Genomic DNA, 22,151 nt, shown 5'->3' on the forward strand with positions numbered 1-22,151 from the left:
CCCCAATCCCCATTCCCCAATCCCCAACCTCACCTGCCCCTACCGCACAGGTCCTAGAATCGCCACAACGTTTCCCCGGAGCAGCCAGATGATTCGCGAGATTATCCGCATGGGCGACAAACGCCTGCTGCGCGTGGCGCCACCGGTGACCAACCTGGGCAGCGCCGAGCTGCGCACGCTGGTGGCCGACATGTTCGAGACCATGGACGATGCGCGCGGCGTCGGCCTGGCCGCACCGCAGATCGCCGTGGATCTGCAGTTGATGGTGTTCGGCTTCGAAGCCAGCGATCGCTATCCCGAGGCGCCGGCAGTGCCGCGCACCGCATTGGCCAATGCACAGATCGAACCGCTGTCGGAGGAGATGGAAAACGGCTGGGAGGGATGCCTGTCCATTCCCGGCCTGCGTGCCGTCATTCCGCGCTATCGCGTCATTCGCTACCGCGGCTTCGCGCCGGACGGCAGCCCGATCGAGCGCGAGGCCGAAGGCTTCCACGCACGCGTGGTGCAGCACGAATACGACCATCTGGTCGGCCGCCTGTACCCCTCGCGGATCGAGAACTTCGCCACCTTCGGTTTCGAGGACGTGCTGTCCTACGAGCTGTGATCGCACCGCGGCATCGCATGTGACAAGGGCGCCTTGCGGCGCCCTTGTCGTGCTTACTTGAGCGCCTTGAAGCGCAGACGCTTGGGACCGGCGTCATCGCCCATGCGGCGGCGCTTGTCTTCTTCGTACTCGCGGTAGTTGCCCTGGAAGAACTCCACGTGCGACTCGCCTTCGAACGACAGGATGTGCGTGGCGATGCGATCCAGGAACCAGCGATCATGCGAGATCACGAAGGTATTGCCCGGGAACTCCAGCAATGCATCTTCCAGCGCACGCAGCGTTTCGATGTCCAGGTCGTTGGACGGTTCGTCGAGCAGCAGCACGTTGCCGCCCTGCAGCAGCGTCTTGGCCATGTGCAGACGACCGCGCTCACCACCGGAGAGCGAGCCCACCATCTTCTGCTGGTCCTGGCCCTTGAAGTTGAAGCGGCCGATGTAGGCGCGCGACTGGATCTCCACGCCGTTGATGTTGAGGATGTCCAGGCCGCCTGCGATTTCCTGGAACACGTTGTGGTTGCCCTCCAGCGCATCGCGGCTCTGGTCCACGTACGACAGCTGCACGGTCGGGCCCATCACGATCTCGCCGGAATCGGGTTTTTCCTGGCCGGTGATCATCTTGAACAGGGTCGACTTACCGGCACCGTTGGGGCCGATGATGCCGACGATGGCGCCAGGCGGCACGATCATCGACAGGTTGTCGATCAGCAGGCGGTCGCCGAACTTCTTGGACACGTTCTTGAACTCCATCACCGAGTTGCCCAGGCGCTCGCCCGGCGGGATGAAGATTTCATTGGTTTCGTTGCGGCGCTGGTAATCCACCGACTGCAGCTCTTCCAGGCGGGCCAGACGCGCCTTGCCCTTGGTGCGCCCGCCCTTGGCATTCTGGCGCGACCATTCCAGTTCCTTCTGGATCGCCTTCTGGCGTGACTTTTCCTGGTTGTCTTCCTGCTTGAGGCGCTCGTCCTTCTGGGTCAGCCAGTCGGTGTAGTTGCCCTTCCACGGAATGCCGCGGCCGCGGTCCAGCTCCAGGATCCACTCGGCGGCGTTGTCGAGGAAGTAGCGATCATGCGTGACCGCCACCACGGTGCCGGTGTAGCGCGCCAGGAACTGTTCCAGCCACTCCACCGACTCGGCGTCCAGGTGGTTGGTCGGTTCGTCCAGCAGCAGCATGTCCGGCTTCTGCAGCAGCAGGCGGCACAGCGCCACGCGGCGCTTTTCACCACCGGACAGCTTGCCGACGATGGCGTCCCACGGCGGCAGGCGCAGCGCATCGGCGGCCACGTCCAGCTGGTTCTCCAGGGTGTGCGCGTCACCGGCGGCCAGGATCGCCTCCAGGCGTTCCTGTTCCTTGGCCAGCGCGTCGAAATCGGCGCCTTCTTCGGCATAGGCCAGGTACACCGCATCCAGCGCGGCCTGTGCCTGCAGCACGTCGCCCACGCCTTCCTCGACCGCTTCGCGCACGGTGTGCTCGGGGTTGAGCTGCGGCTCCTGCGCCAGGTAGCCGACCTTGATGCCGGCCTGCGGACGGGCTTCGCCCTCGAAATCGGTATCCACGCCGGCCATGATCTTCAGCACCGTGGACTTGCCGGCGCCGTTCAGGCCCAGCAGGCCGATCTTGGCGCCCGGGAAAAAGCTCAGCGAGATGTCCTTGATGATCTGCCGCTTGGGCGGGACCACCTTGCTGACGCGGTTCATGGTGTAGATGTATTGCGACATGGGTGCTCCGTGGACGCAGGCAGCCCACCGGCCGGGGCCGGAGGCAGCGGAAAAGGGATTGCGCCGATTATACGGGCAAGCGGCCTGGCTCGCGGCGGCAATGCGGCAGCTAAACGGCAGCTTACCTGTCACCTGAATGGGCGTTTTCGTAATCGATTCCAGCAAGAATGCGTTAAGGCGGTTGGCGCCTTAATGAAATTGCGACATCGCAGACAGGAGCAATCCCATGAACCGCAAACGCATCGTGACTGTTGTGCTTTCCTCCATCTTGGCGCTGGGCTTCGCCGCACCGGCCGCATTTGCCGGGGATTGGGACCGCGACGACCGCCGTGGGCATGACCACGGCCACCGCGATCATCGCGGCGACTGGCGCAATGACCGCCGGGATGACCGCCGCGAATGGCGTGACGACCGCCGCGCCGACCGCCGCGAGTGGCGCCAGGACCGCCGTTACTACAGCAACGGCTACCGCGAGGGCTATCGCGACGCGCGCTATCAGGACCGTCGCTACGACCGCAATCGGGTCTATGTCTACGATCGCCCCAACTACTACCGCGCCGGTCCGCCGCCGCGCCCGTACTGGGCCCGCGGTCAGCGCTACCACGGCCCGGTCTACGTGATCAACGACTACGACCGCTACAACCTGCGCCGCCCGCCGTATGGCTACCGTTGGCAGCGCGACAACACCGGCAATCTGCTGCTTGTGGCCATTGCAACCGGTGTGATTGCCGACCTGGTGCTCAACAACTAAGTTCAGCAGTGGCCTGGCCGGCCTGACCCGGCGAGCGGGCAGGGCCTTACACGAGGGCGCACTCCGGTGCGCCCTCGTCGTTCAAGGGCCGGGCGCGCCAAGGCCCGCGTGGCCCGCGCCGGCGCCGCAATTGGTCACCTGTCCACGCGGGGGCTTACAATCGGCGCCCCTACTGGCAACAGCTGCCCCGGAGCTCTGCATGTTCTCGCGCGACGTCCGACTGGAAACCTACGACCCCGAACTGGCCCAGGCCATCGCTGCCGAAGCCGGCCGCCAGGAGGATCACGTCGAGCTGATCGCCAGCGAAAACTACTGCAGCCCGCTGGTGATGGAAGCCCAGGGCAGCCAGTTGACCAACAAGTACGCCGAAGGCTATCCGGGCAAGCGCTACTACGGCGGTTGCGAATTCGTCGACATTGCCGAGCAGCTGGCGATCGAGCGCATCAAGCAGGTGTTCGGCGCCGACTATGCAAACGTGCAGCCGCACAGCGGCTCGCAGGCCAACCAGGCGGTCTATCTGGCGTTGCTGCAGCCGGGCGACACCATCCTGGGCATGAGCCTGGCCCACGGCGGTCACCTGACCCACGGCGCCAAGGTCAACGTCTCCGGCAAGCTGTTCAACGCGGTGCAGTACGGTGTCAACGAGCAGGGCCTGATCGATTACGACGAGGTCCAGCGTCTGGCCACCGAGCACACGCCGAAGATGGTCGTGGCCGGCTTCTCGGCATATTCGCAGAAGATCGACTGGGCGCGCTTCCGCGCCATCGCCGACAGCGTCGGTGCGTATCTGTTCGTGGACATGGCGCACGTGGCCGGCCTGGTCGCCGCCGGTGTGTATCCGAGCCCGCTGGAGCATGCGCACGTGGTCACCTCGACCACCCACAAGACCCTGCGCGGCCCGCGTGGCGGCATCATCGTGGCCAAGGGCGCGAGTGAGGAGCTGCAGAAGAAGCTGCAGTCGATCGTGTTCCCCGGCATCCAGGGCGGCCCGCTGATGCACGTGATCGCGGCCAAGGCGGTGGCGTTCAAGGAAGCACTGGAGCCGGACTTCAAGACCTACCAGCAGCAGGTGGTCAAGAACGCGCAGGCGATGGCCAACACGCTGATCGCGCGCGGCTACAAGATCGTGTCCGGCGGCACCGAGAATCACCTGATGCTGGTGGACATGATCGGCCGCGACGTTTCCGGCAAGGACGCCGAAGCCGCGCTCGGCAAGGCCCACATCACCGTCAACAAGAACTCGGTGCCCAACGACCCGCGCTCGCCGTTCGTCACCTCCGGCCTGCGCCTGGGCACCCCGGCGATCACCACCCGCGGCTACAAGGAGCAGGACAGCATCGACCTGGCCAACTGGATCGCCGACGTGCTCGACGCCCCCAGCGACGAAGCAGTGCTGGCCAAGGTCCGCGACGCGGTGACGGCGCAGTGCAAGAAGTATCCGGTGTATGGCTGAGATGCCGGGATTGGTGATTCGGGATTGGGGATGCGCGGCAAGCGCGTCTTTGCACCTGCTGTTGCCAATCCCTAATCCCCACTCTCCAATCCCGGCGCCCTGATGCACTGCCCCTTTTGCCAGCACAACGACACCCGCGTGATCGATTCGCGCGTGTCCGAAGACGGCACGACAATTCGTCGGCGCCGTGAGTGCGAGGCGTGCGGCGAGCGTTTCAGCACCCTGGAAACGATCGAACTCAAGCTGCCGACCGTGGTCAAGAGCGACGGCGGGCGCGAGGCCTTCGACGCGCGCAAGCTGCGCACCAGTTTCGACCGCGCGCTGCAAAAGCGCCCGGTGTCCGAAGAACAGATCGAAGCGGCGGTGCGCGCGGTGGTGCATCAGTTGCGCATGTCCGGCGAACGCGAGGTCGGCTCGTTGCGGGTGGGCGAGTACGTGATGGTCGAGCTGCGCAAGCTCGATCATGTGGGCTATGTACGCTTTGCCTCGGTGTACCGCAGCTTCCAGGACGTTGCCGATTTTCGCGAGGAAATCGAAAAGCTCGAGCGCGAGCTGCCGGTCGGCATCGAGCAACTGCCGCTGCTGGAAGCGGCGCTGGAACGCGCCGGCAAGCCCGGCAAGCGGTGAGCGCGATGCGCATCGCCTGCGTGGCCGACACGCCGGAGCTGTTGCCCGCCCTCGCGCAGGCGCATCTGCAGGCCTTCGGCAGCCTGTTGCCGGACTGGAATTTCGATGAGGCCTTGCGCGAGTTGCGCAGCCACAGCCGCGACGGCGTGATCCCGACCACCTGGGTTGCGCTCGATCAGGCACAGTGGCTCGGGTCGGTCAGCCTGCTGGAAAACGACGATGCGCGTATCCGCCAGTGGTCGCCCTGGCTGGCGTCGCTGTACGTGCAGCCGCAGGCGCGCGGGCAGGGCATCGGCGAGGCGCTGGTGACGCACTGCGTGCAGGCCGCCGCGCGCATGGGCGTGCCGGCCTTGTATCTGTATTGCCAGCCAGCACTGGCGCCGTACTACCAGCGGCTGGGCTGGCATACGCATGCAGAATTGCTGCTGGGGCCGATGCAGATCGTGGTGATGCAGATCGCGCCGGTGCTGCAGTGCGCGTGACAGCCGACGATCACCGCTGGATGGCCCAGGCATTGCGTCTGGCCGAGCGCGGTGCCTACACCACGCGCCCCAATCCGATGGTTGGCTGCGTGATCGTGCGCGATGGCGTGTGCGTGGGCGAAGGTTTTCATCAACGTGCCGGCGGCCCGCATGCGGAAGTGTTCGCGCTGCGCGCGGCCGGCGCGCTGGCGCGGGGCGCCACCGCTTACGTCACGCTGGAGCCGTGCGCGCACTACGGACGCACGCCGCCCTGTGCCCTGGCCTTGATCGATGCCGGAGTGGCGCGTGTGGTCGCGGCGATGGCCGACCCGTTTCCGCAGGTCAACGGTGGCGGGTTTGCGTTGCTGCGTGAGGCCGGGATCGAGGTGCTCAGCGGGGTCCTGCAGGCACAGGCGCGCGCGCTCAACCGGGGCTTCCTGTCGCGGGTGGAGCGCGGGCGGCCGTGGCTGCGGGTCAAGCTCGGCGCCAGCCTGGATGGACGGACTGCGCTGGCCAGCGGTGAATCCAAGTGGATCACCGGCGCCGATGCGCGCGCGGATGTGCAGCGCTGGCGTGCGCGTGCCGGCGCGATCCTCACTGGCGCCGGTACGGTGCTGGCCGACGACCCATCGATGACGGTGCGCCTGGGCGATGACACGCCGTTCGTGCCGCCGCTGCGCGTGGTGCTCGACGCCGGGTTGCGGACGTTGGCATGCAACACCATTCGCCAGGGCGATGCGCCCACGTTGTATCTGCATGGCGAGGATGTGGCCGCGCCGTCGCTGGACGATGCGCAGTTCATTGCGATGCCGTTGCATGCCGGCCGTTTCGAGCTGGGTGCCGTGTTGGCCCTGCTTGCCGAGCGCGGCATCAACGAGGTGCATGTGGAAGCCGGCGCAACAGTGAGCGGTGCGCTGCTGCAAGCCGGGCTGGTCGACGAATTGCTGGTCTACGTGGCGCCGGTACTGCTGGGCGATACCGCCAGGCCGCTGCTGGCCGGGCTAGGCATCGAGACGATGGCACAGCGCGCTGCGTTGCAGCTGCTGGATGTGCGTCAGCTGGGGCAGGATCTGCGTCTGCGTTATGCGCCGGTTGTTGCCGGGTAAGCGCTGCACGGCCTTGCCCGATGCCGCGCGGGCGTGTGGTTGCGCGCATGAAAAAGGCCCCGCATGCGGGGCCTTCGTGCATCTGCGACGCGCCGATCAGAAGCTTGCGCGCACGCCCACCTTGTACTGGTTGGCGTTGTCGACGAACTGCGCTTCGGCAACCAGGCCCCAGGTGCGGGTGAAGTTGACCTGGCCACCCAGGGTGCCGACGAACTCGCCTTCGTCCACGTCGCTGCCGTCGATGTAGCCGGCCTTGATCCAGGCTTCGGTGCGCGGCGAGGGCTTGCCGCGCAGGCCCAGGTTGGCAAAGCCCAGGTTGGTCGAGTCGGACGCGTTGTCGATCGAGCGACCGCGCAGGCGAAGGTCGGATTCGACCTTGGTGCGCAGCACGCTGATGTCGGCGGTGAACTCGACGCGCTCGGTCATTTCCTGGCGGTAGCCGATCCCCAGCGTGGCCTGCTGCAGGGTGCCGTCGATCACGAAGCCGCTGCCGAGGTTGTAATCCTTGGTGGCACGTTCGTAGCTGGCCAGCAGGTAGGCCGGCTGGGCAATCTGCCAGGAACCGCGGATGTAGCCACCGTCGATATCGTCGGACGCGTCGTTGACGTTGATTTCGGTCCGGTTCCAGCCGCCTTCGACGTAGGAATAGCTCAGGCCTTCGGCCGATGCGGCAAACGGTGCGGCGGCCAGCACGGCAGCCAGGATCAGGGTGTTACGCATTGGATGTCTCTCTCCGAATTGATGTCCGTGTCTCCGTCCCGTTGCGGGAGGGAAAAAGCGACGTCTCCCGTCGCGGCGGGTAAATTAACAGATCCTTCACAATCCTGGCTATGGGGGATTTCCCCACATGACGCAGTGTCCTGCCAGCCGTCGCTGACGCTCAGCCATCGCGCCGATCGGCCCTGTTAGACTTTGCGCACCGGTTCGCCGGTACTCACGAACGTCTTCAGGGCGGGGTGCGATTCCCCACCGGCGGTAGGCATGCGCAAGCATGCGAGCCCGCGAGCGCTTGCACATCGGAGTTGAGCGGATCCACGCGAAACCCGCTGCGCAAGGTCAGCAGATCCGGTGCGATGCCGGGGCCGACGGTATAGTCCGGATGAAAGAAGACGGCCAACGCGCAGCCTTGCGGCTGTGCGCGCGCCTGTTTGCCTTGTGGCGTTTTTCGCTCAACTCCTGCGAGAAACGACTATGTCCCTGCCTCACCCGTCGCGCTGCGTCGCGATCTTCCACCGCACTGCGTGCGCTCCGTTGTCGTCAACGACGGGGGCATGCTGATGTTTACCGGAATCATTGAAGGCGTCGGCCATCTGGCAGCGCGCCAGCCGCACGGCGGCGATGTGCGTTTCACCTTCGCCACCGGCAACCTGCCATTCGACGCGGTGCAACTGGGCGAGAGCATCGCGGTCAACGGCGTGTGCCTGACCGTGATTGCGTTCGATGCCGGCAGCTTCCAGGCCGACGCCTCTACCGAAACCCTGTCGCTGACCACGTTGGGCAGCTTGCCGGAAGGCGCGCTGCTGAATCTGGAGCGTGCGATGCGCCCGACCGACCGCCTCGGCGGGCATCTGGTCAGCGGCCATGTCGATGGCCTGGGCCAGGTGCAGTCGGTGCATGACGATGCACGGGCGCAGCGCTGGCGGTTTGCCGCCCCGTCGTCGGTATTGCGCTATGTCGCCAAGAAGGGCTCGATCTGCGTGGACGGAGTCAGCCTGACCGTCAACGAGGTCGACGAGGACGGCTTCGAGGTGGCGTTGATTCCGCACACGGTGGCCAACACCGCGTTTGCGCGGACGGCGGTTGGCGCGGCAGTGAATCTGGAGATCGATCTGGTGGCGCGCTACGTCGAACGCCTGCTCGGCACGCGGGGTGCGGCATGAATTTCGCACCCGTTCCGGAACTGATCGAGGAACTGCGCGCAGGCCGCATGGTGGTGATCGTCGATGACGAAGACCGCGAGAACGAAGGCGACCTGATCATGGCCGCCGAGCTGGTCAAGCCGTCGGACATCAACTTCATGGTGACCCACGCGCGCGGGCTGGTGTGCCTGTCGCTGACCCGCGAGCGCTGCGCGCAGCTGGGCCTGGCGCCGATGGTGCGCAACAACACCGCGCAGTTCCAGACCAACTTCACCGTCAGCATCGAGGCGGCCGAGGGCGTGACCACCGGCATCTCCGCCTACGACCGTGCGCACACGGTACGCACCGCGGTGCGGCCGGATGCCAGGCCGCAGGACCTGAGCCAGCCGGGGCATATCTTCCCGCTGATCTCCCAGCCCGGTGGCGTGCTGACCCGCGCCGGCCACACCGAAGCGGCCAGCGACCTGCCGATGCTGGCCGGGCTGGAACCGGCCGGCGTGCTGGTGGAAGTGCTCAACCCGGACGGCAGCATGGCGCGGCGCCCGCAGCTGGAAGTGTTCGCGCGCGAGCACGGGCTGAAGATGGGTTCGATCGCCGACCTGATCGCCTATCGCCTGGCCAACGAGCACACCGTCGAGCGTGTGGACGCGCGCGAGATCAGCACCGAATTCGGCCCGTTCACGCTGGTGACCTACCGCGACCGCATCGCGCACGACCTGCATTTTGCGCTGGTGCGCGGCACGCCCGATCCGGCCACCCCGACGCTGGTGCGCGTGCAGGTGGAAAACCCGCTGGCCGATCTGCTGCACTGGCAGCGCGATGACTTCGGCGTGGCGGCCACCGATGCGCTGCGTGCGATCGCCGCCGAAGGGCAGGGCGTGATGGTGGTGCTGTCGGCGCCGCGCGACAGCGAATCCCTGCTGGCGCGGCTGCGCCAGCAACCGGAAGCGGCCACCAACGCCAAGGACGTCAGCCAGTGGCGGCGTAATGGCGCAGGCGCGCAGATCCTGGCCGAGCTGGGCCTGGGCAAGCTGCGCGTGCTGGGCACGCCGCGCCGTCAGGTGGGCCTGGCCGGGTTCGGGCTGGAGGTGGTGGAGTACCTGGAATGCCATCCCGGCGAAGGCGTGCGTGCGGTGCCGGTCGCCGCGCTGCCCTGACGCAGGGCCGGCGGCCTGGAGTCGGCGCTGCGGTCGTTGCCACACGCGCCGCTGGAACCGTGTCGGTGGAGTGGTTCCTGCGGTGGGTGCGCAACGACCACGCCGGCCTGCGGTTGCGCCAGCCGGTGCTGCGCCCGCGCGCCGCCTGCTGCAGACATGGCCGGGCCTGCTTCGGCGCCCCGGCCGGCACCCATCGGCCGGGCCAGGCCCCGGCAGCTGTTAAACTTGCCGCCCCCTCGAGTTGCCGACCCGCATGACCCACTACGAAGGCGATCTCCGCCCCACCACCGCGCGCTTTGCGATCATCGCCAGCCGCTGGAATGCCCGCATCACCGACGCGCTGGTCACCGGTGCGCGCCAGAGCCTGGCCGGCAACGGCATCGGCGAGGACGCCATCGACGTGGTCCGCGTGCCGGGCGCCTGGGAAATTCCGATCGCGGCCAACCGCCTGGGACAATCCGGCCAGCATGCGGCGATCATCGCGCTGGGCTGCGTGATCCGCGGCGACACCCGCCACTACGAACACGTGGCCGACCTGTGTGCCGAAGGCCTGATGAGCGTGCAGTTGCAGACCGGCGTGCCGGTGCTCAACGGCGTGCTGGCGGTCGAGCACGTGGAAGATGCCGAGGCGCGTGCCGGCGGCAGCCATGGCAACAAGGGCGAGGAATGCGCGCTTGCGGCATTGGAACTGGTCAATTTGATGGAGTTGTTGCCATGAGCAAGTCCGGTGGACATGCCCGCCACGTCCGTCGCGACGGCATCGACCCGGTGCTGCGTTCGCGCGCGCGCCGGCGCGCCTTGCAGGCGGTGTATGCCTGGCAGATTTCCGGCGGGTTCGCCAAGCAGGTGATCTCCCAGTTTGCGCACGAGCAGGCGCACGAAGTGGCCGATCTGGCCTATTTCGAAAACCTGGTCGAAGGCGTGCTGACCAACCGCGCCGAGCTGGATACCGCGCTGACCCCGTATCTGGATCGCGGCGTGGAAGAGGTCGACGCGATCGAACGTGCGGTGCTGCGCCTGGCGGCCTATGAACTGCTGTATCGCCAGGACGTGCCGTACCGCGTGGTCATCAACGAAGCGATCGAAACCGCCAAGCGCTTCGGCTCCGAGCACGGCCACACCTACGTCAACGGCGTGCTGGATCGCGCCTCGGTGGAGTGGCGCAAGGTGGAGTCGGGCACCGGCGGCGCCTGAGGCGCCGCGGGATTGGGCATTTGGGATTGGGGATTGGCCGTGGCGCTGGTCCCTGCCAATGTGCGCCGTGACGAATCCCTAATGCCAAATCCCCAATCCCGGCCCGTCAAATGCCCGAATTCGATCTAATTGCCCGCTTGTGCGCACGCATTGCGGCGCGTGCGGATGTGCCGTTGGGCATTGGCGACGATGCGGCGCTGCTGCAGCCGCCGCCGGGCGAGCAGCTGGCGATCACCGCCGATACGCTCAATGCGGGCGTGCATTTTCCGCACGAGACGCGCGCCGAGGATCTGGGCTGGAAGACGCTGGCGGTCAATCTGTCCGATCTGGCCGCGATGGGTGCGCAGCCGCGCTGGTGCACCTTGTCGCTGTCGTTGCCGCACGACGATGCCGACTGGGTCGATGCGTTCGCCGATGGCTTCCTTGCACTGGCCGACGCGCACGATATTGCGCTGGTCGGTGGCGACACCACACGCGGGCCGTTGTCGTGTGCGGTGACCGCGATCGGCAGCCTGCCGCCGGGTGCGGCGTTGCGTCGCGATGGGGCGCGTGTGGGCGACGATGTGTGGGTGACCGGTGCGCCGGGCGAGGCGGCCGCGGCCTTGTCGCTGTGGCAGGCTGGCCAGCTGGACGTGACCTGCGCGGCGGCCGATCCGGTGCACGAGCAGTGGCGCGGCCGCCTGCTGCGCCCGCAGCCGCGCGTGCAGGCCGGGCTGCGCCTGCGTGGGCTTGCGCATGCCTGTGTGGATGTCTCCGATGGGTTGCTGGCCGATCTGGGGCATCTGTGCGAACGCAGCGGCGTGGGCGCGCAGCTGGCGCTGACGGCGTTGCCGGCGATGCCGCGCAGCGCCGGGATCAGCGCGCTGCAGTGCATCGGCTGGCAACTCGGCGGCGGCGACGACTACGAGCTGTGCTTCACCGCCGCCGTGCAACACCGCGAGGCGGTGCTGCAGGCGATGGACTTCGCCGCAGTCGCGGTGACACGCATCGGCCGGATCGTCGCCACGCCGGGCGTGGTGGTCCACGACGCCGACGGCAAGCCATGGCAGCCGCCGCAGCGCGGGTATCAGCACTTCGTGGGCTGAGCGGTTCGCGCGGGAGGCGTTGCGCGGGCCTGCTGCATTGCAGCCAACGTCTGCGGGTCGGGATCGGCATACGATGGCGCCGGCCGGCTTGCACTTCAGCACGTGTCACCCGATTGCGGCGCCTACGCTCCGCCTCCCGATTCCCGATTCCCGATTCCCGATTCCCGATTCCCGATTCCCGATTCCCGATTCCCGATTCCCGATTCCCGGCCCTTGAGCCATACCGTACCGTCTGGTACGTTCGCGACGTTCTCCCCCGAACCACGGATGCATGGCAGCTGCCGCTGGGCTATCCCGGCCCGGCCTTGCGTGGGAGAAAACCATGAACAAGCCTTGGATCGGAGGCATCGCCGCACTGGCGTTGCTGGTGGCATCGGCGTCGGCAATGGCGGGCGCCTTCAGCAAGACCTATGAACGCATTCCCGGCTGGGATGGCGCGCCGATGGGCGCGCTGGTCCTGGTGCCGCAGGGGCAGGGCAGCGGGCCGTTTCCGCTGGTCGTGATGCCGGCCAGCTGGTCGTTGCCGAACCTGGAATACCTCGGCCGCGCCACCCAACTGGCCAGCGACGGCTACGTGGTCGTCAGCTATACCTCGCGCGGGTTCTGGGATTCGGCCGGGCAGATCGACATCGCCGGCGCCGACACGGTGGAAGACGTCAGCGCGGTGATCGACTGGGCGCTGGCGCATACACCGGCCAACCCGAATGCGATCGGTGCATCGGGCATCTCGTACGGAGCGGGCATCAGCCTGTTGGCGGCCGGGCGCGATCCGCGCATCAAGGCCGTGGCCGCGCTCAGCGGCTGGGCGGATCTGGAAGCGTCGCTGTATTCCAATCGCACCGTCAGCCAGCAAGGCGTTGGACTCCTGGTCGGTGCCGGCGCGCTGACCGGACGGCCCGGTCCGGATCTGGCGCAGATCAGCACACGGGTTGCCGTTGGCGATTACGACGGCGCAGTGCAGGGCTTCCTGCCGCAGGCCGCGTCGCGCAGCCCGGCAAGCGAGGTGGCTGCGCTCAATGCGCGGGGTACCGCGGTGCTGCTGGGCAATGCCTTCAACGATGGCCTGTTTCCGCCGAATCAGACCATCGCGTTCTTCAACCAGCTGCGCGGGCCCAAGCAATTGCTGCTCAGCCAGGGCGATCACGCCACCGCGGAACTGCCGGGCGCGCTGGGCCTGCCCAACGAGGTCTACACGGCGACCACGCGCTGGTTCGATCGTCATCTCAAGCAGGTGCGTAACGGGGTGGATGCGGAAGCGCCGGTGCGGCTGTCGCCGCGCGCAGGACAATGGCTGGAGTACCCGGATTGGGCATCGGTGCAGCAGGGCACCACGCGCCTGGGGCTATCCGCACCGGCCGGGTTGCTCAGCCCCACCGGCGGCTTGATCGGCGGTACCGCCAGCGGATGGCAATCGCGCATCGCCACCGATGTGCCGACGTTGGCCGACTCGGGCGTGGTGCTGGTCAGCGGTCTGTTGCAAGGCATCGGCGTGCCGGTCACCACGTCGATTCCGTTGGTCAATCGCATCGGCGCGGCAGTGTGGGTGGGTGCGCCGTCAAGCACGGTACGCCGGCTGGCCGGCAGTCCGTCGCTGCGCGTGACCGTGGTGCCCAGTCAGTCGAAGGTGAGCCTGTTCGCGTATCTGTACCGCATGGATGCAGTGGGCGTGGCGCAATTGGTCACGCATGCGCCGTATTCGCTACGCGGGGCCACGCCGGGCCGCGCAGTGACGCTGGATTGGCCGCTGCAAGCGGCTGCTGCGGAGATTCCGGCAGGGCAGCGCCTGGTGCTGGTGATCGACACGCACGACGCGCGTTATACCGATGCCAGCGATGGTGGCGGCACAGTGACGTTTACCTCGCCGGTGGTAACGCCTTCGGTATTGAATGTGCCGCTGCGGTAACGCTGCGCCGAGCTAATGGCGCGGTGAGTTGTCGGCCGCGTACACCCGATCAGGTGCACGCGTGGATCAATCGCCCTTTATTGAATGCGTAACGGCAACCCACCCGGACATGACCGAGCTGATCGGCGGGGTGTCCTTTCCGGCGCCGGCAGTGTTGCAGAGCGTCAGGGCGGTTGCCTGGCTGCAGGGATCAGCGGTAGAGCAGTCGATCTGGCGCTTGGCTGCAGGGCCCTTGCCCGCCCACCATCGCAGGACACGCCGCAAGTACGTCCATGTAGGCTCTTACGCGGCATCCATGCCGCGTAAGGTCCCGCGACGGTGAGCGGGCAAGGACCAGGCGGGATGGTCGGTACGCAAAGTTAAGAGCAGTGCCGGATGCGCCTTGTTCGATCGTGAAGCATCTGCACACCGCCGCATTACAGGCAGCTTTCAGATGAGCGCCGACCCACTGTCTGGTGCGGTGTCCTTGCCGGTTGCGGGACCGTGTGGCGGTATGGATGCCGCCACCGAGCCCCCATGGACGGGTTTACGGCGTGTCCCGCAAGCGGTGAGGGCACCGCGCACTCGACGCACCAGGTCTTTTGATTGCATCTAACAAGTGATGCCGCGACTCAGGCTGTCGGTTGCGTTTGTGTCGGTCCACGGCGTATCCCGCGAGCAGTGAGGACGCCACCCTCGACCATGTTTTTCATGGCCAAGAATGCATGCGGTCAAGCCGAGAATGTATGCGCTTCGGCCGCAAATGCCACTGCCAGTGCGCCCTTGCCGACGTTGACCATGCCGGTCAGGCTCATCACGCTTTCGAATAGGTCCACGTTGTGTGTCTGGCAGGCGTTCTGCAAGGCGGCGTAACCGGGAAGCGCGTGCAACTCGGCCAGTTCGCCGCCGTAGCCCACGCACACGGTCGGCGTCATCAAGCCCGCGCGGATCCTGCGCACGGCAAAGCCGAACAGCTTCTCTGCCGACGGCTCGAAGCCCTTCAGCTTGGCCACCGGCTCGGTGATGCCGCGGTAGGCGCGCAGCACCGGCTTGATATCCAGCGCGCTGCCGAGCGCGGCACCGATCAGGCCCACGCTGCGATCGCCCTTGCTGCGCGCACGCGCGCGCAGGTAGTAGAGATCGCGCGGAATCATGTAGCCATAGGTATGCTCGGCCAGTTGTTCGAGCCGGCTGCGGATTGCCGCCACGCCCTGACCCTGTTCGCGCAGGCGCACCGCTTCCACTGCCGTGATGCCCTGGCCGGCGAACAGGTTGAGGGTATCGATCACGCGCAGCGCGAATGGCGAGGTGTGGCCGGCGGCCTGCCGGATCGGCTTGTAATCGTTGAGGATCGCGAAGCTTGCCTGCATCGCGTTGTCGAAGATCTGGCTGCGCAGCTTGGAGATGGTCAGGCAGAACACCTGGTCGTAGTCGATGACCAGCCGTTGCAGGAACAGGTCGCGAATCTGATTGACCGAAAATGGCGTGGTTTCCGCCTCGTGTCCGCGCTCGGCCACATGCGCCTGCAGAAAGCTCAGCGTCGCTTCCTCATCGCGGTGGTCGGCCAGTACCGCTTCGCCGATGCGTACGCTGATCGGCAACACGATGACGCTGTTGCGTTGAATAAAGTCTTGCGGCAAATCGCAGGCACTGTCCACCACGATTCCGATGCGCATCGTCGCCCCCTCCGGCTGTTGCGTTATCTGTGCTTGCGAACGCTATCGCAAAACAGGAGAGGCGAGTAGGGCTGACAGCTCGGTGCTTGTACGCCAAGGGCCGCGTGGTGGAAGCCTGACTGCCGACAGGCAAGCTCGGCGCGTACGACAGACCTGGAGCAAGCAGCCGCGGGGCGGCCAGAAGACGGACCACGCCTCATGTGGCTCTGCACCATTCGCCTGCACTGCGCCGTCATGCAGATGACCGATACATGCGGTGACGCTGCCATTTGCACTGCGAACTGCGGATCGGCGCACGCTTCGGCTGTCAGCTAGCGCCCGCTATCGCAGATGACGAGCGAGGCCTGCCGCAATTGCTATAGCTCCCGTCACAACCCCGCTGCTAGGGTCCAACGCGACCGCTGCAAGGCGGCTTCTCGACGCTGCCGCACCGGCATCGCCGCGCTGAACCTACACGGAGAGAGTCGACATGCAAAACAGCCAATCCAGCATCCCTACGCAGACCGTCACACAGGCGCCGACCACACGGCGGCGCGCATCGCGCTGGTGGAAGGCTGCGCTCGCCGTAGGTCTGGTGGCCCTGGCGCCAGCGGCGCTGGCCGGTCCCTACAAGATCTTTGGCAACCACTACGCGTGGGTCAACAATTTCAATGATCCCAACAACATCATCCAGGGCACGTTCGGCACCGGCAGTACGCCGGAGCTGACCGTCACCTTCAACTTCGCCGACTACAACCTCTACGGCTACCCGGCGATCGTGCGTGGTTGGCACTACGACTGGAACCCGACCACCGACACGTTGTTTCCGCGGCAGATTTCCTCATTGAGCAAGATCCCGCTCAAGTTCACCTACAGCGCGGGTGGCACCAATCTCGCGGGCGACTTTGCCTACGACATCTTCTTCCGCTGGGATACCGCCAAGGGCAACCCGCAGCTGGAAGTGATGATCTGGGGCGACCACAACTCCTGGCCGATCGGCACCCTGACTGCCAGCAATGTGATCACCGCAGGCGGGCGCACGTTCGACCTGTGGGAGGGCTTCAACTCCGGTGCCGGCTATTATGTCTACACCTTCATCCCGACCGGCACCGCCGGGCAGGCCACGCTCAAGACCAGCGGCAGTCTCAACGTGGACGCCAAGCCCTTCCTCAACTGGTTGCAGACCAACCGGTCCAAGGATGGGCGCTACAACAACAGCATGTACCTGCACGCAGTCGAAGCCGGTTTCGAAGTGGTGCGCGGCAACGGCTGGGCCAAGGTCAGCGCGACGCTGGATGCACAGTAAGCACGGCGCCCGTCGGCCGCATGGCTGAGGGTGCAGCTGGTTTGATCACGGCGTGCAGCACACCACGCGCCGGTTCCCGTATCGCGTACGCCGGCCTGGCATTCATCGAAGAGAGCCGGCCGCGTGGGAACCAACCAGCTGGCAAGGTGCGCGGCGCATGCAGTGCATGCGTCGCGCTCCGGGTGAGGCAATGGTGACCGGGCCGCATGATTTCGCCTGCGCTCTGTTTTTCTGCAACGATCGGCAAGGGCAATCCGCAGCTGGACGCGATGCGCCGGGGTGCCGGCAATGCGTCTGCGCCGGGCGCTCAATGGCCGCCACAGCACTGCGCTGTATCTGCGGCTGGCCAATGCCACGCCGTCTGATATCTACCGCGTACAACATGTGTCGCTGCAACGCTGTGCCGGTCACCTTCGTCTGCGATGCGGATGCACGCGGGAACACGCCGGGGCATTGCGATGCGGCAGCCGGGCACTGCACTCCTGTGGTTCAGCGCACTGCCGTTGTCGGCGCAGCGTCAGCGCAGGGCGTCGCGCGCCGAGGCGATGGCCGCCATCCACTGCTCGCGTTTGCCGAGCACGAAACGGTGCTCGCCACCCTCATGCAACTGCAGTGCCAGCGATGTGGGTGCCACCGGCAGCAGGCCGAACAGGCGCGTCCAGCGTGGTTGCATTGTTGCGATCTGGGTCAGGTGCACGGTCAGCGACCGGGTCTGTATGTTGTAGGGGTGCGGCTGGAAATGCAGCGCATCGGCGGTCAGGATCAGCCGCCCGCCGACCGCTTCCAGGCCGCGTTGCAGATTGGCCGGCGCCTGGCGCAACACGACGCGGTCGATCGAGCGCAAGCCGCCGCCTTGAAACAGCGAGCTCACTGTGACGCAGCGGCGGCGCAGCGACGCCGTTGCTGCCGCTGTACAGACAGGACGCCGGTGCTGTCGATCAGTGCCGATGAGGAGAAGACAAACATGCGCTAGGCCCGAAGGAGTGCATCAATGCGGCATTTGCCGCCGGGAAGACGCGGCGACACGGCATGACGCCACATCGCCGATGTAGGCCACGCCGCCGCCGACCAGATACATCAGCAGATCGTGCACGGTGGCGGTGTTGCCGAGCGCGATGTAGGCCGCGCTGCCCGGGCGCAGCCCGAGCCGGTCGGCCAGGTGCATCGCCTGCAGCCCTTCGATCAGGCACCCGATCGCGACCGCCAGCACGCTCGCCCAGCGGGGCGATAACGCAAGCACGCCGCGCAACCCGCAATACACCAGGATCACCGCCAGCACATCGCCCAGGCTGCCGCGCACCCAGGGCCCGCCAAGTGTGCCCGCGCCGATCGCCACTTCGATGACAAACACGGCGAGTGCGATCAGCAGGTAGACCCAGCGCACGCCCGGTGCCATGCGTGTCATTGTGCGAACAGCGCATTGCCGGGGCCGACATGATCGACCGCCGTGACCTGCGCCACGCGGTCGCCGGGCGGATTGCGGTGTTGCTCCCGGTCCGCATCGGAGGTCACCGCGAGGCTGGCGCCCACGTCCTGCACGGTGCTGCGGCTGGGCGAGGCGGGAACCGACGGGTCCTGCCGGTCGACCCGGCCCTGCTGGGCGAGGGCAGCGAATGGCAGCAGCGTCAGCGATGACATCAGGATGCAGCACACACGCATGGGCAATCCTTATGCGGACGATGCCGCCGGCACGCTGCCGGCGGAGAGGGCATGCAGTGTGCCAGCCCGCGCGGCAACGGCGGCTGTCGCAATGTGGCGGTATCGCCCCGGCGGCGCGCGCAAACGCGCGCCGCCTGCGCTCACTTCAGATAGGCGCGCGGCAACGCGCCGGCCGGTTGCATGTAACGGTCGCGCAGCTCGGTCTGGCGTGAACGCATCGGCATGTCGCGACCGCCCAGCCAGACCTGCTCGGCATAGTGGGCGACATCCAGCGGGTCACCTTCCCACAGCACCAGGTCGGCCTGCTTGCCGACCGCGATGCTGCCGATGCGATCGGCCACGCCGAAGATCTCTGCCGGCACCCGGGTCAGGCCGGCCAGGCCCGCTTCCCACGGCAAGCCGTTGGCCACCGCATTGCCGGCCAGCTGGCGCTGTTTGCGTGCGTTGTGCGAGGCATCGCCGCTCTGGGCAAAGCTGACCTCCACGCCGGCCGCGCGCAGACGTGCGGCGTTTTCCAGCGTCGCGCCGATCTGGTCGAAGGTGGACGGCAGGTCCGCCAGCGCGTCCACCAGCACCGGGACGTTGGCCTGCGCCAGCTGCGGTGCGAGCTTCCAGGCCTCGGTGCCGCCGGCAATGGCGATGCGTACCTTTTCGCGCTGCGCCCAACGCAGCAGCTGGCGGATGTCGGCGGCGCGCTCCACCTGCACCACGATGCGGCCCTGCCCGGCCAGGTATTTGGCCAGCACGCTGCGGCCGACCGGGGTCAGCAACGCGTGCGGCGAATCGGCCGGCACGCGTCCGCGCGCTTCGGCCACCAGCTGGTCGAGCAGCATCCATTGCGCGGCACGCGAGCTGCCGGTCAGATCGGATGCCGCCGCACCGATGCGGATGAACAAGGCATGCGGGCCGACCGGGTCCGGGCTGCCGTCCAGCCGCACCACGCCGCCTTGCCCGGCGATGAAGGCACCGCTGGTGGTCGCGCCCAATGCAGTGAAGCCGATGCCTTCCACGCGCGCCACCGGAACCAGTACCGAGTCGGGGTTGTAGGCCAGGGTGACGTCGAATTCCGGGCGCATCGGCTGGTCGCTGAGTTTGACGCCGCTGTCCACGGTGCTGTCTTCGCCGGAGACTTCCTCGACGCCGATCTCGGTGATGCCGCCGAACAAGGCCGGCGTCAGCGGGCGGCCCCTGGCCTCGACCACGCGGCCATCGGTGGGCACGGCCAGGTTGCGGCCGATCGCGCGGATCACCCCGCCCTGCACCAGCACATCGGTATCGCGCAGCGTGCCTTGTGCGGTGGCGGTATGCACGGTGGCGCCACGGATCAGCACCTGCTGGCCGAATGCGGGCAGTGCCAGCACTGCCAGGACCATTGCGGAGATCGCGCGCAGACGCGGGCGAACGAAGGTTGCGCGGCTCATCGTGCCACCTCCTGGCCGAGCATGAAGTCCGAGACCGGCTGCAGTGCGCGGTTGCGGCGGTCGTAGACCTGCGCGCCGTCGATGTAGACCTGTTCGGCCAGTGCGTAGGAGCTAAAGGGATTGCCGTTCCACACCACCACATCGCCCATCTTGCCCGGCTCCAGTGCGCCGGTCTGCTGCTCGATGCCCAGCGCCTTGGCGGCGTTGCTGGTGAGCCAGCGGATCGCACGTTCGGGCGGGATCTCCATGCCGCTGCGGCGCGCGTTGGCGAGCACCTTGGCCGCTTCCTGGTTCAGGCGCTGGATGCCTTCTTCCGAATCCGAATGCACGATGGCGCAGCTGTTGGCCGGGCGGTCGACCAGCGCGATGTTTTCCTGGATGCCGTCGAAGGCTTCCATCTTGAAGCCCCACCAGTCGGCCCACAGCGCGCCGCAGACGTTGTCCTGCGCCAGCCGGTCGGCCAGCTTGTAGGCTTCCACGCCGTGGTGGAAGGCGGCGATGTGGAAGCCGAATTCCTTGGACAGGTCCAGCATGGTCGCCATCTCGTCGGCGCGGTAGCAGTGGATATGCACGCGGATGTCGCCGTTGATCGCGCCGGCCAGCGTATCGAGCTTGAGATCGCGCTTGCCGCCGGCATCGCCGCTGCTGTCGTTGTCGCCGCCGCGGCTCCACCAGTGGCGCTTCTTTTCGGCCTTCTTCTTCGGTGCGTTCTTCTGCAGGTACTCGGCCGCATCGATGAAGGCGGCGCGGTAGCCGGCCACGTTGCCCATGCGGGTGGCGGGGCCGCCCTTCTCGCCGTACACGCGCTTGGGGTTCTCGCCGCAGGCCATCTTCAGGCCCCAGGGCGCACCGGGAAACTTCATGCCCTGGTAGGTCGTGGAGGCCACGTTCTTGAGGGTGACGCCGCGCCCGCCGATCAGGTTGGCCGAGCCCGGCAGGACCTGCAGCGAGGTGACGCCGCCGGCCAGGGCGGTGCCGAAGCCGGGGTCCTGCGGCCAGATCGAATGCTCGGCCCACACGTTCGGGGTGACCGGTGCGGTCATCTCGTTGCCATCGCTGTGCGCACTGACGCCGGGGCTGGGATACACGCCCAGATGCGAGTGCACGTCGATGATGCCGGGGGTGACCCACTTGCCGGTGCCGTCGATGCGGCGCACATCGGACGGCGCCTCCAGCCCGCGCCCGACCGCAGCCACCTTGCCGTCGCGCAGCAGTACGTCGGCGTCGTCCAGCCGCTGGCCGGTGCCGGTGAGCACCGTGGCGTGCTGGATCAGCACCGGACCGGACGCGAGCGCGTGGTAGGTGCTGGGATAGGGGTCTTGCACGAAACGCGATGCCGCAGACGCAGGCCCGCACAGCAGCGCCGCGCCAAGGGCGGCGAACAGGATGGAACGCATGGATTTCCCCGGTGTAACGAAAACGTCAGCCGCAAACCTAGCGGCCGGCGGCGTGCTTGCCAAGTGCTGCATTGCCGGTGGCGGCGGCCTCATCACATGCGCATGGGCATGCTATGCCGTATTCGTCAGGGGAAACGTCGATGATCGTCAAATCAGAACGCAACAAACAGGCCGATGTGGTGCTGGCTTTCTGGGAGCTGGCCGGCTCGGCCCGCTGGTTCACCCACAACGATGCGTTCGATGCCAACTTCCGCCAGCATTTCAGCGAACAGCACTTTGCGGCGGCGCGTGGCGAGTATGCGCACTGGATGGAACGCGCGGAGGATGCATTGGCCTTGCTGATCCTGCTCGACCAATTCCCGCGCAACGCGTTCCGCGGCAGCGCGCATGCCTACGCCACCGACGGCCTGGCGCTGTCCTGCGCGCGGCAGGCGCTCGCCAGCGGCTTCGATCAGCAGGTCTCGGCGCAGTTGCGGCTGTTTTTCTATCTGCCGTTCGAGCATGCCGAAGACCTGCAGGCGCAGGCGCGTTCGGTGCAGCTGATCACCGCGCTGGACGATGCGGAAACCACGCGCTGGGCGGTGGAGCACCAGCAGATCATCCAGCGCTTCGGACGCTTCCCGCATCGCAATGCGGTGCTGGGGCGTGAAACCACCGCCGAAGAGCAGCGGTTTCTCGACGACGGTGGATTTGCCGGCTGAGGGACGGCGGCTGTGGCCTGCGCGCTTGCACGCCGCTGCGGCTTTCCCGCACTGCGCACGTGCGTCTGGGCAGGCGGATCGGGTGCAGTGATCGATGCGGATCGATCGATGACTCACC

Annotated in this window: 22 protein-coding genes and 1 riboswitch; of the genes, 14 read left to right on the forward strand and 8 right to left on the reverse strand. The window is 66.9% G+C overall.

What is annotated here, in order from left to right:
* Nucleotides 1-88 precede the first annotated feature (88 nt).
* Nucleotides 89-604, forward strand: coding sequence for a peptide deformylase (def, locus tag EO170_RS00335; RefSeq protein WP_104585546.1), 516 nt, complete (start codon nt 89-91; stop codon nt 602-604).
* Nucleotides 605-657: 53 nt separating this feature from the next.
* On the opposite strand, the gene ettA is transcribed toward def, so the two are convergent.
* A complete protein-coding gene (ettA, locus tag EO170_RS00340) occupies nt 658-2,319 on the reverse strand; it encodes an energy-dependent translational throttle protein EttA (protein WP_016904669.1) in 1,662 nt (553 codons plus the stop codon).
* A 226-nt stretch (nt 2,320-2,545) separates the two neighbouring features.
* Between ettA and EO170_RS00345 the strand changes: the two genes are divergently transcribed.
* From EO170_RS00345 to ribD, 5 genes are all read left to right on the forward strand, one after another.
* Nucleotides 2,546-3,070, forward strand: a complete 525-nt coding sequence (locus EO170_RS00345) for an RcnB family protein (protein ID WP_104585544.1) — start codon at nt 2,546-2,548, stop codon at nt 3,068-3,070.
* 199 nt (nt 3,071-3,269) lie between these two features.
* The gene (gene glyA, locus EO170_RS00350; RefSeq protein ID WP_104649428.1) at nt 3,270-4,523 is read left to right on the forward strand and encodes a serine hydroxymethyltransferase; all 1,254 of its coding nucleotides are present in this window, start codon (nt 3,270-3,272) and stop codon (nt 4,521-4,523) included.
* 102 nt (nt 4,524-4,625) lie between these two features.
* Nucleotides 4,626-5,150 carry a transcriptional regulator NrdR gene (gene nrdR, locus EO170_RS00355; protein ID WP_006453216.1) on the forward strand — a complete coding sequence of 175 codons (525 nt, stop codon included), beginning with the start codon at nt 4,626-4,628 and terminating at the stop codon, nt 5,148-5,150.
* Nucleotides 5,147-5,632, forward strand: coding sequence for a GNAT family N-acetyltransferase (locus EO170_RS00360; RefSeq protein WP_164739254.1), 486 nt, complete (start codon nt 5,147-5,149; stop codon nt 5,630-5,632). Before nrdR ends, EO170_RS00360 begins: the two co-directional genes overlap by 4 nt.
* Entirely contained in the window at nt 5,623-6,717 is a 1,095-nt protein-coding gene (ribD, locus tag EO170_RS00365) for a bifunctional diaminohydroxyphosphoribosylaminopyrimidine deaminase/5-amino-6-(5-phosphoribosylamino)uracil reductase RibD (protein WP_126941714.1), read from the forward strand. The genes EO170_RS00360 and ribD overlap by 10 nt, the downstream gene beginning before the upstream one ends.
* 96 nt (nt 6,718-6,813) lie before the next feature.
* On the opposite strand, the gene EO170_RS00370 is transcribed toward ribD, so the two are convergent.
* Nucleotides 6,814-7,437, reverse strand: coding sequence for a hypothetical protein (locus EO170_RS00370; protein ID WP_119131829.1), 624 nt, complete (start codon nt 7,435-7,437; stop codon nt 6,814-6,816).
* A 218-nt stretch (nt 7,438-7,655) separates the two neighbouring features.
* Nucleotides 7,656-7,832, forward strand: a riboswitch (FMN riboswitch).
* Between the two features lie 162 nt (nt 7,833-7,994).
* Between EO170_RS00370 and EO170_RS00375 the strand changes: the two genes are divergently transcribed.
* The 6 genes from EO170_RS00375 to EO170_RS00405 all read left to right on the forward strand — a co-directional run bounded on the left by EO170_RS00375 (nt 7,995) and on the right by EO170_RS00405 (nt 13,915).
* A complete protein-coding gene (locus tag EO170_RS00375) occupies nt 7,995-8,597 on the forward strand; it encodes a riboflavin synthase (protein ID WP_126941750.1) in 603 nt (200 codons plus the stop codon).
* The gene (ribB, locus tag EO170_RS00380) at nt 8,594-9,733 is read left to right on the forward strand and encodes a 3,4-dihydroxy-2-butanone-4-phosphate synthase (RefSeq protein ID WP_104585536.1); all 1,140 of its coding nucleotides are present in this window, start codon (nt 8,594-8,596) and stop codon (nt 9,731-9,733) included. Before EO170_RS00375 ends, ribB begins: the two co-directional genes overlap by 4 nt.
* 253 nt (nt 9,734-9,986) lie before the next feature.
* Entirely contained in the window at nt 9,987-10,451 is a 465-nt protein-coding gene (ribH, locus tag EO170_RS00385) for a 6,7-dimethyl-8-ribityllumazine synthase (protein WP_126941716.1), read from the forward strand.
* A complete protein-coding gene (gene nusB / locus EO170_RS00390) occupies nt 10,448-10,927 on the forward strand; it encodes a transcription antitermination factor NusB (protein WP_104585534.1) in 480 nt (159 codons plus the stop codon). Before ribH ends, nusB begins: the two co-directional genes overlap by 4 nt.
* Before the next feature lie 110 nt (nt 10,928-11,037).
* A complete protein-coding gene (thiL, locus tag EO170_RS00395; RefSeq protein ID WP_126941718.1) occupies nt 11,038-12,012 on the forward strand; it encodes a thiamine-phosphate kinase in 975 nt (324 codons plus the stop codon).
* Between the two features lie 322 nt (nt 12,013-12,334).
* Nucleotides 12,335-13,915: a CocE/NonD family hydrolase gene (locus EO170_RS00405; protein WP_126941720.1), complete on the forward strand. Its 1,581-nt coding sequence runs from the start codon at nt 12,335-12,337 to the stop codon at nt 13,913-13,915.
* Nucleotides 13,916-14,625: 710 nt separating this feature from the next.
* Here the strand turns inward: EO170_RS00405 and EO170_RS00415 are convergent.
* Nucleotides 14,626-15,570 (reverse strand): DegV family protein, encoded by a 945-nt coding sequence (locus EO170_RS00415; protein ID WP_126941722.1) that lies wholly within the window; start codon nt 15,568-15,570, stop codon nt 14,626-14,628.
* 469 nt (nt 15,571-16,039) lie between these two features.
* Between EO170_RS00415 and EO170_RS00420 the strand changes: the two genes are divergently transcribed.
* A complete protein-coding gene (locus EO170_RS00420) occupies nt 16,040-16,855 on the forward strand; it encodes a cellulase (protein WP_126941724.1) in 816 nt (271 codons plus the stop codon).
* Nucleotides 16,856-17,372: 517 nt separating this feature from the next.
* On the opposite strand, the gene EO170_RS00425 is transcribed toward EO170_RS00420, so the two are convergent.
* From EO170_RS00425 to EO170_RS00445, 5 genes are all read right to left on the reverse strand, one after another.
* Nucleotides 17,373-17,699 carry a hypothetical protein gene (locus EO170_RS00425; RefSeq protein WP_180708166.1) on the reverse strand — a complete coding sequence of 109 codons (327 nt, stop codon included), beginning with the start codon at nt 17,697-17,699 and terminating at the stop codon, nt 17,373-17,375.
* A 144-nt stretch (nt 17,700-17,843) separates the two neighbouring features.
* Nucleotides 17,844-18,260 (reverse strand): DUF2809 domain-containing protein, encoded by a 417-nt coding sequence (locus EO170_RS00430; RefSeq protein WP_104583985.1) that lies wholly within the window; start codon nt 18,258-18,260, stop codon nt 17,844-17,846.
* The gene (locus tag EO170_RS00435) at nt 18,257-18,514 is read right to left on the reverse strand and encodes a hypothetical protein (protein ID WP_126941726.1); all 258 of its coding nucleotides are present in this window, start codon (nt 18,512-18,514) and stop codon (nt 18,257-18,259) included. Before EO170_RS00435 ends, EO170_RS00430 begins: the two co-directional genes overlap by 4 nt.
* A 140-nt stretch (nt 18,515-18,654) precedes the next feature.
* Nucleotides 18,655-19,935 (reverse strand): amidohydrolase family protein, encoded by a 1,281-nt coding sequence (locus tag EO170_RS00440; RefSeq protein ID WP_126941728.1) that lies wholly within the window; start codon nt 19,933-19,935, stop codon nt 18,655-18,657.
* Nucleotides 19,932-21,332: an amidohydrolase gene (locus tag EO170_RS00445; RefSeq protein ID WP_126941730.1), complete on the reverse strand. Its 1,401-nt coding sequence runs from the start codon at nt 21,330-21,332 to the stop codon at nt 19,932-19,934. Before EO170_RS00445 ends, EO170_RS00440 begins: the two co-directional genes overlap by 4 nt.
* A 140-nt stretch (nt 21,333-21,472) precedes the next feature.
* Between EO170_RS00445 and EO170_RS00450 the strand changes: the two genes are divergently transcribed.
* Nucleotides 21,473-22,033 carry a DUF924 family protein gene (locus EO170_RS00450; RefSeq protein ID WP_126941732.1) on the forward strand — a complete coding sequence of 187 codons (561 nt, stop codon included), beginning with the start codon at nt 21,473-21,475 and terminating at the stop codon, nt 22,031-22,033.
* The last annotated feature ends 118 nt before the right edge of the window (nt 22,034-22,151 follow it).

The organism is Xanthomonas sp. BRIP62409, assembly GCF_003992965.1.
Taxonomy (GTDB): domain Bacteria; phylum Pseudomonadota; class Gammaproteobacteria; order Xanthomonadales; family Xanthomonadaceae; genus Xanthomonas; species Xanthomonas euroxanthea.

Bases quoted from the DNA above. Each gene is read 5' to 3' on its own strand.
- def (WP_104585546.1), top strand. From the start codon at position 89: ATGATTCGCGAGATTATCCGCATGGGCGACAAACGCCTGCTGCGCGTG.
- ettA (WP_016904669.1), bottom strand. From the start codon at position 2,319: ATGTCGCAATACATCTACACCATGAACCGCGTCAGCAAGGTGGTCCCG.
- EO170_RS00345 (WP_104585544.1), top strand. From the start codon at position 2,546: ATGAACCGCAAACGCATCGTGACTGTTGTGCTTTCCTCCATCTTGGCG.
- glyA (WP_104649428.1), top strand. From the start codon at position 3,270: ATGTTCTCGCGCGACGTCCGACTGGAAACCTACGACCCCGAACTGGCC.
- nrdR (WP_006453216.1), top strand. From the start codon at position 4,626: ATGCACTGCCCCTTTTGCCAGCACAACGACACCCGCGTGATCGATTCG.
- EO170_RS00370 (WP_119131829.1), bottom strand. From the start codon at position 7,437: ATGCGTAACACCCTGATCCTGGCTGCCGTGCTGGCCGCCGCACCGTTT.
- EO170_RS00375 (WP_126941750.1), top strand. From the start codon at position 7,995: ATGTTTACCGGAATCATTGAAGGCGTCGGCCATCTGGCAGCGCGCCAG.
- ribB (WP_104585536.1), top strand. From the start codon at position 8,594: ATGAATTTCGCACCCGTTCCGGAACTGATCGAGGAACTGCGCGCAGGC.
- ribH (WP_126941716.1), top strand. From the start codon at position 9,987: ATGACCCACTACGAAGGCGATCTCCGCCCCACCACCGCGCGCTTTGCG.
- nusB (WP_104585534.1), top strand. From the start codon at position 10,448: ATGAGCAAGTCCGGTGGACATGCCCGCCACGTCCGTCGCGACGGCATC.
- thiL (WP_126941718.1), top strand. From the start codon at position 11,038: ATGCCCGAATTCGATCTAATTGCCCGCTTGTGCGCACGCATTGCGGCG.
- EO170_RS00405 (WP_126941720.1), top strand. From the start codon at position 12,335: ATGAACAAGCCTTGGATCGGAGGCATCGCCGCACTGGCGTTGCTGGTG.
- EO170_RS00415 (WP_126941722.1), bottom strand. From the start codon at position 15,570: ATGCGCATCGGAATCGTGGTGGACAGTGCCTGCGATTTGCCGCAAGAC.
- EO170_RS00420 (WP_126941724.1), top strand. From the start codon at position 16,040: ATGCAAAACAGCCAATCCAGCATCCCTACGCAGACCGTCACACAGGCG.
- EO170_RS00430 (WP_104583985.1), bottom strand. From the start codon at position 18,260: ATGACACGCATGGCACCGGGCGTGCGCTGGGTCTACCTGCTGATCGCA.
- EO170_RS00435 (WP_126941726.1), bottom strand. From the start codon at position 18,514: ATGCGTGTGTGCTGCATCCTGATGTCATCGCTGACGCTGCTGCCATTC.
- EO170_RS00440 (WP_126941728.1), bottom strand. From the start codon at position 19,935: ATGAGCCGCGCAACCTTCGTTCGCCCGCGTCTGCGCGCGATCTCCGCA.
- EO170_RS00445 (WP_126941730.1), bottom strand. From the start codon at position 21,332: ATGCGTTCCATCCTGTTCGCCGCCCTTGGCGCGGCGCTGCTGTGCGGG.
- EO170_RS00450 (WP_126941732.1), top strand. From the start codon at position 21,473: ATGATCGTCAAATCAGAACGCAACAAACAGGCCGATGTGGTGCTGGCT.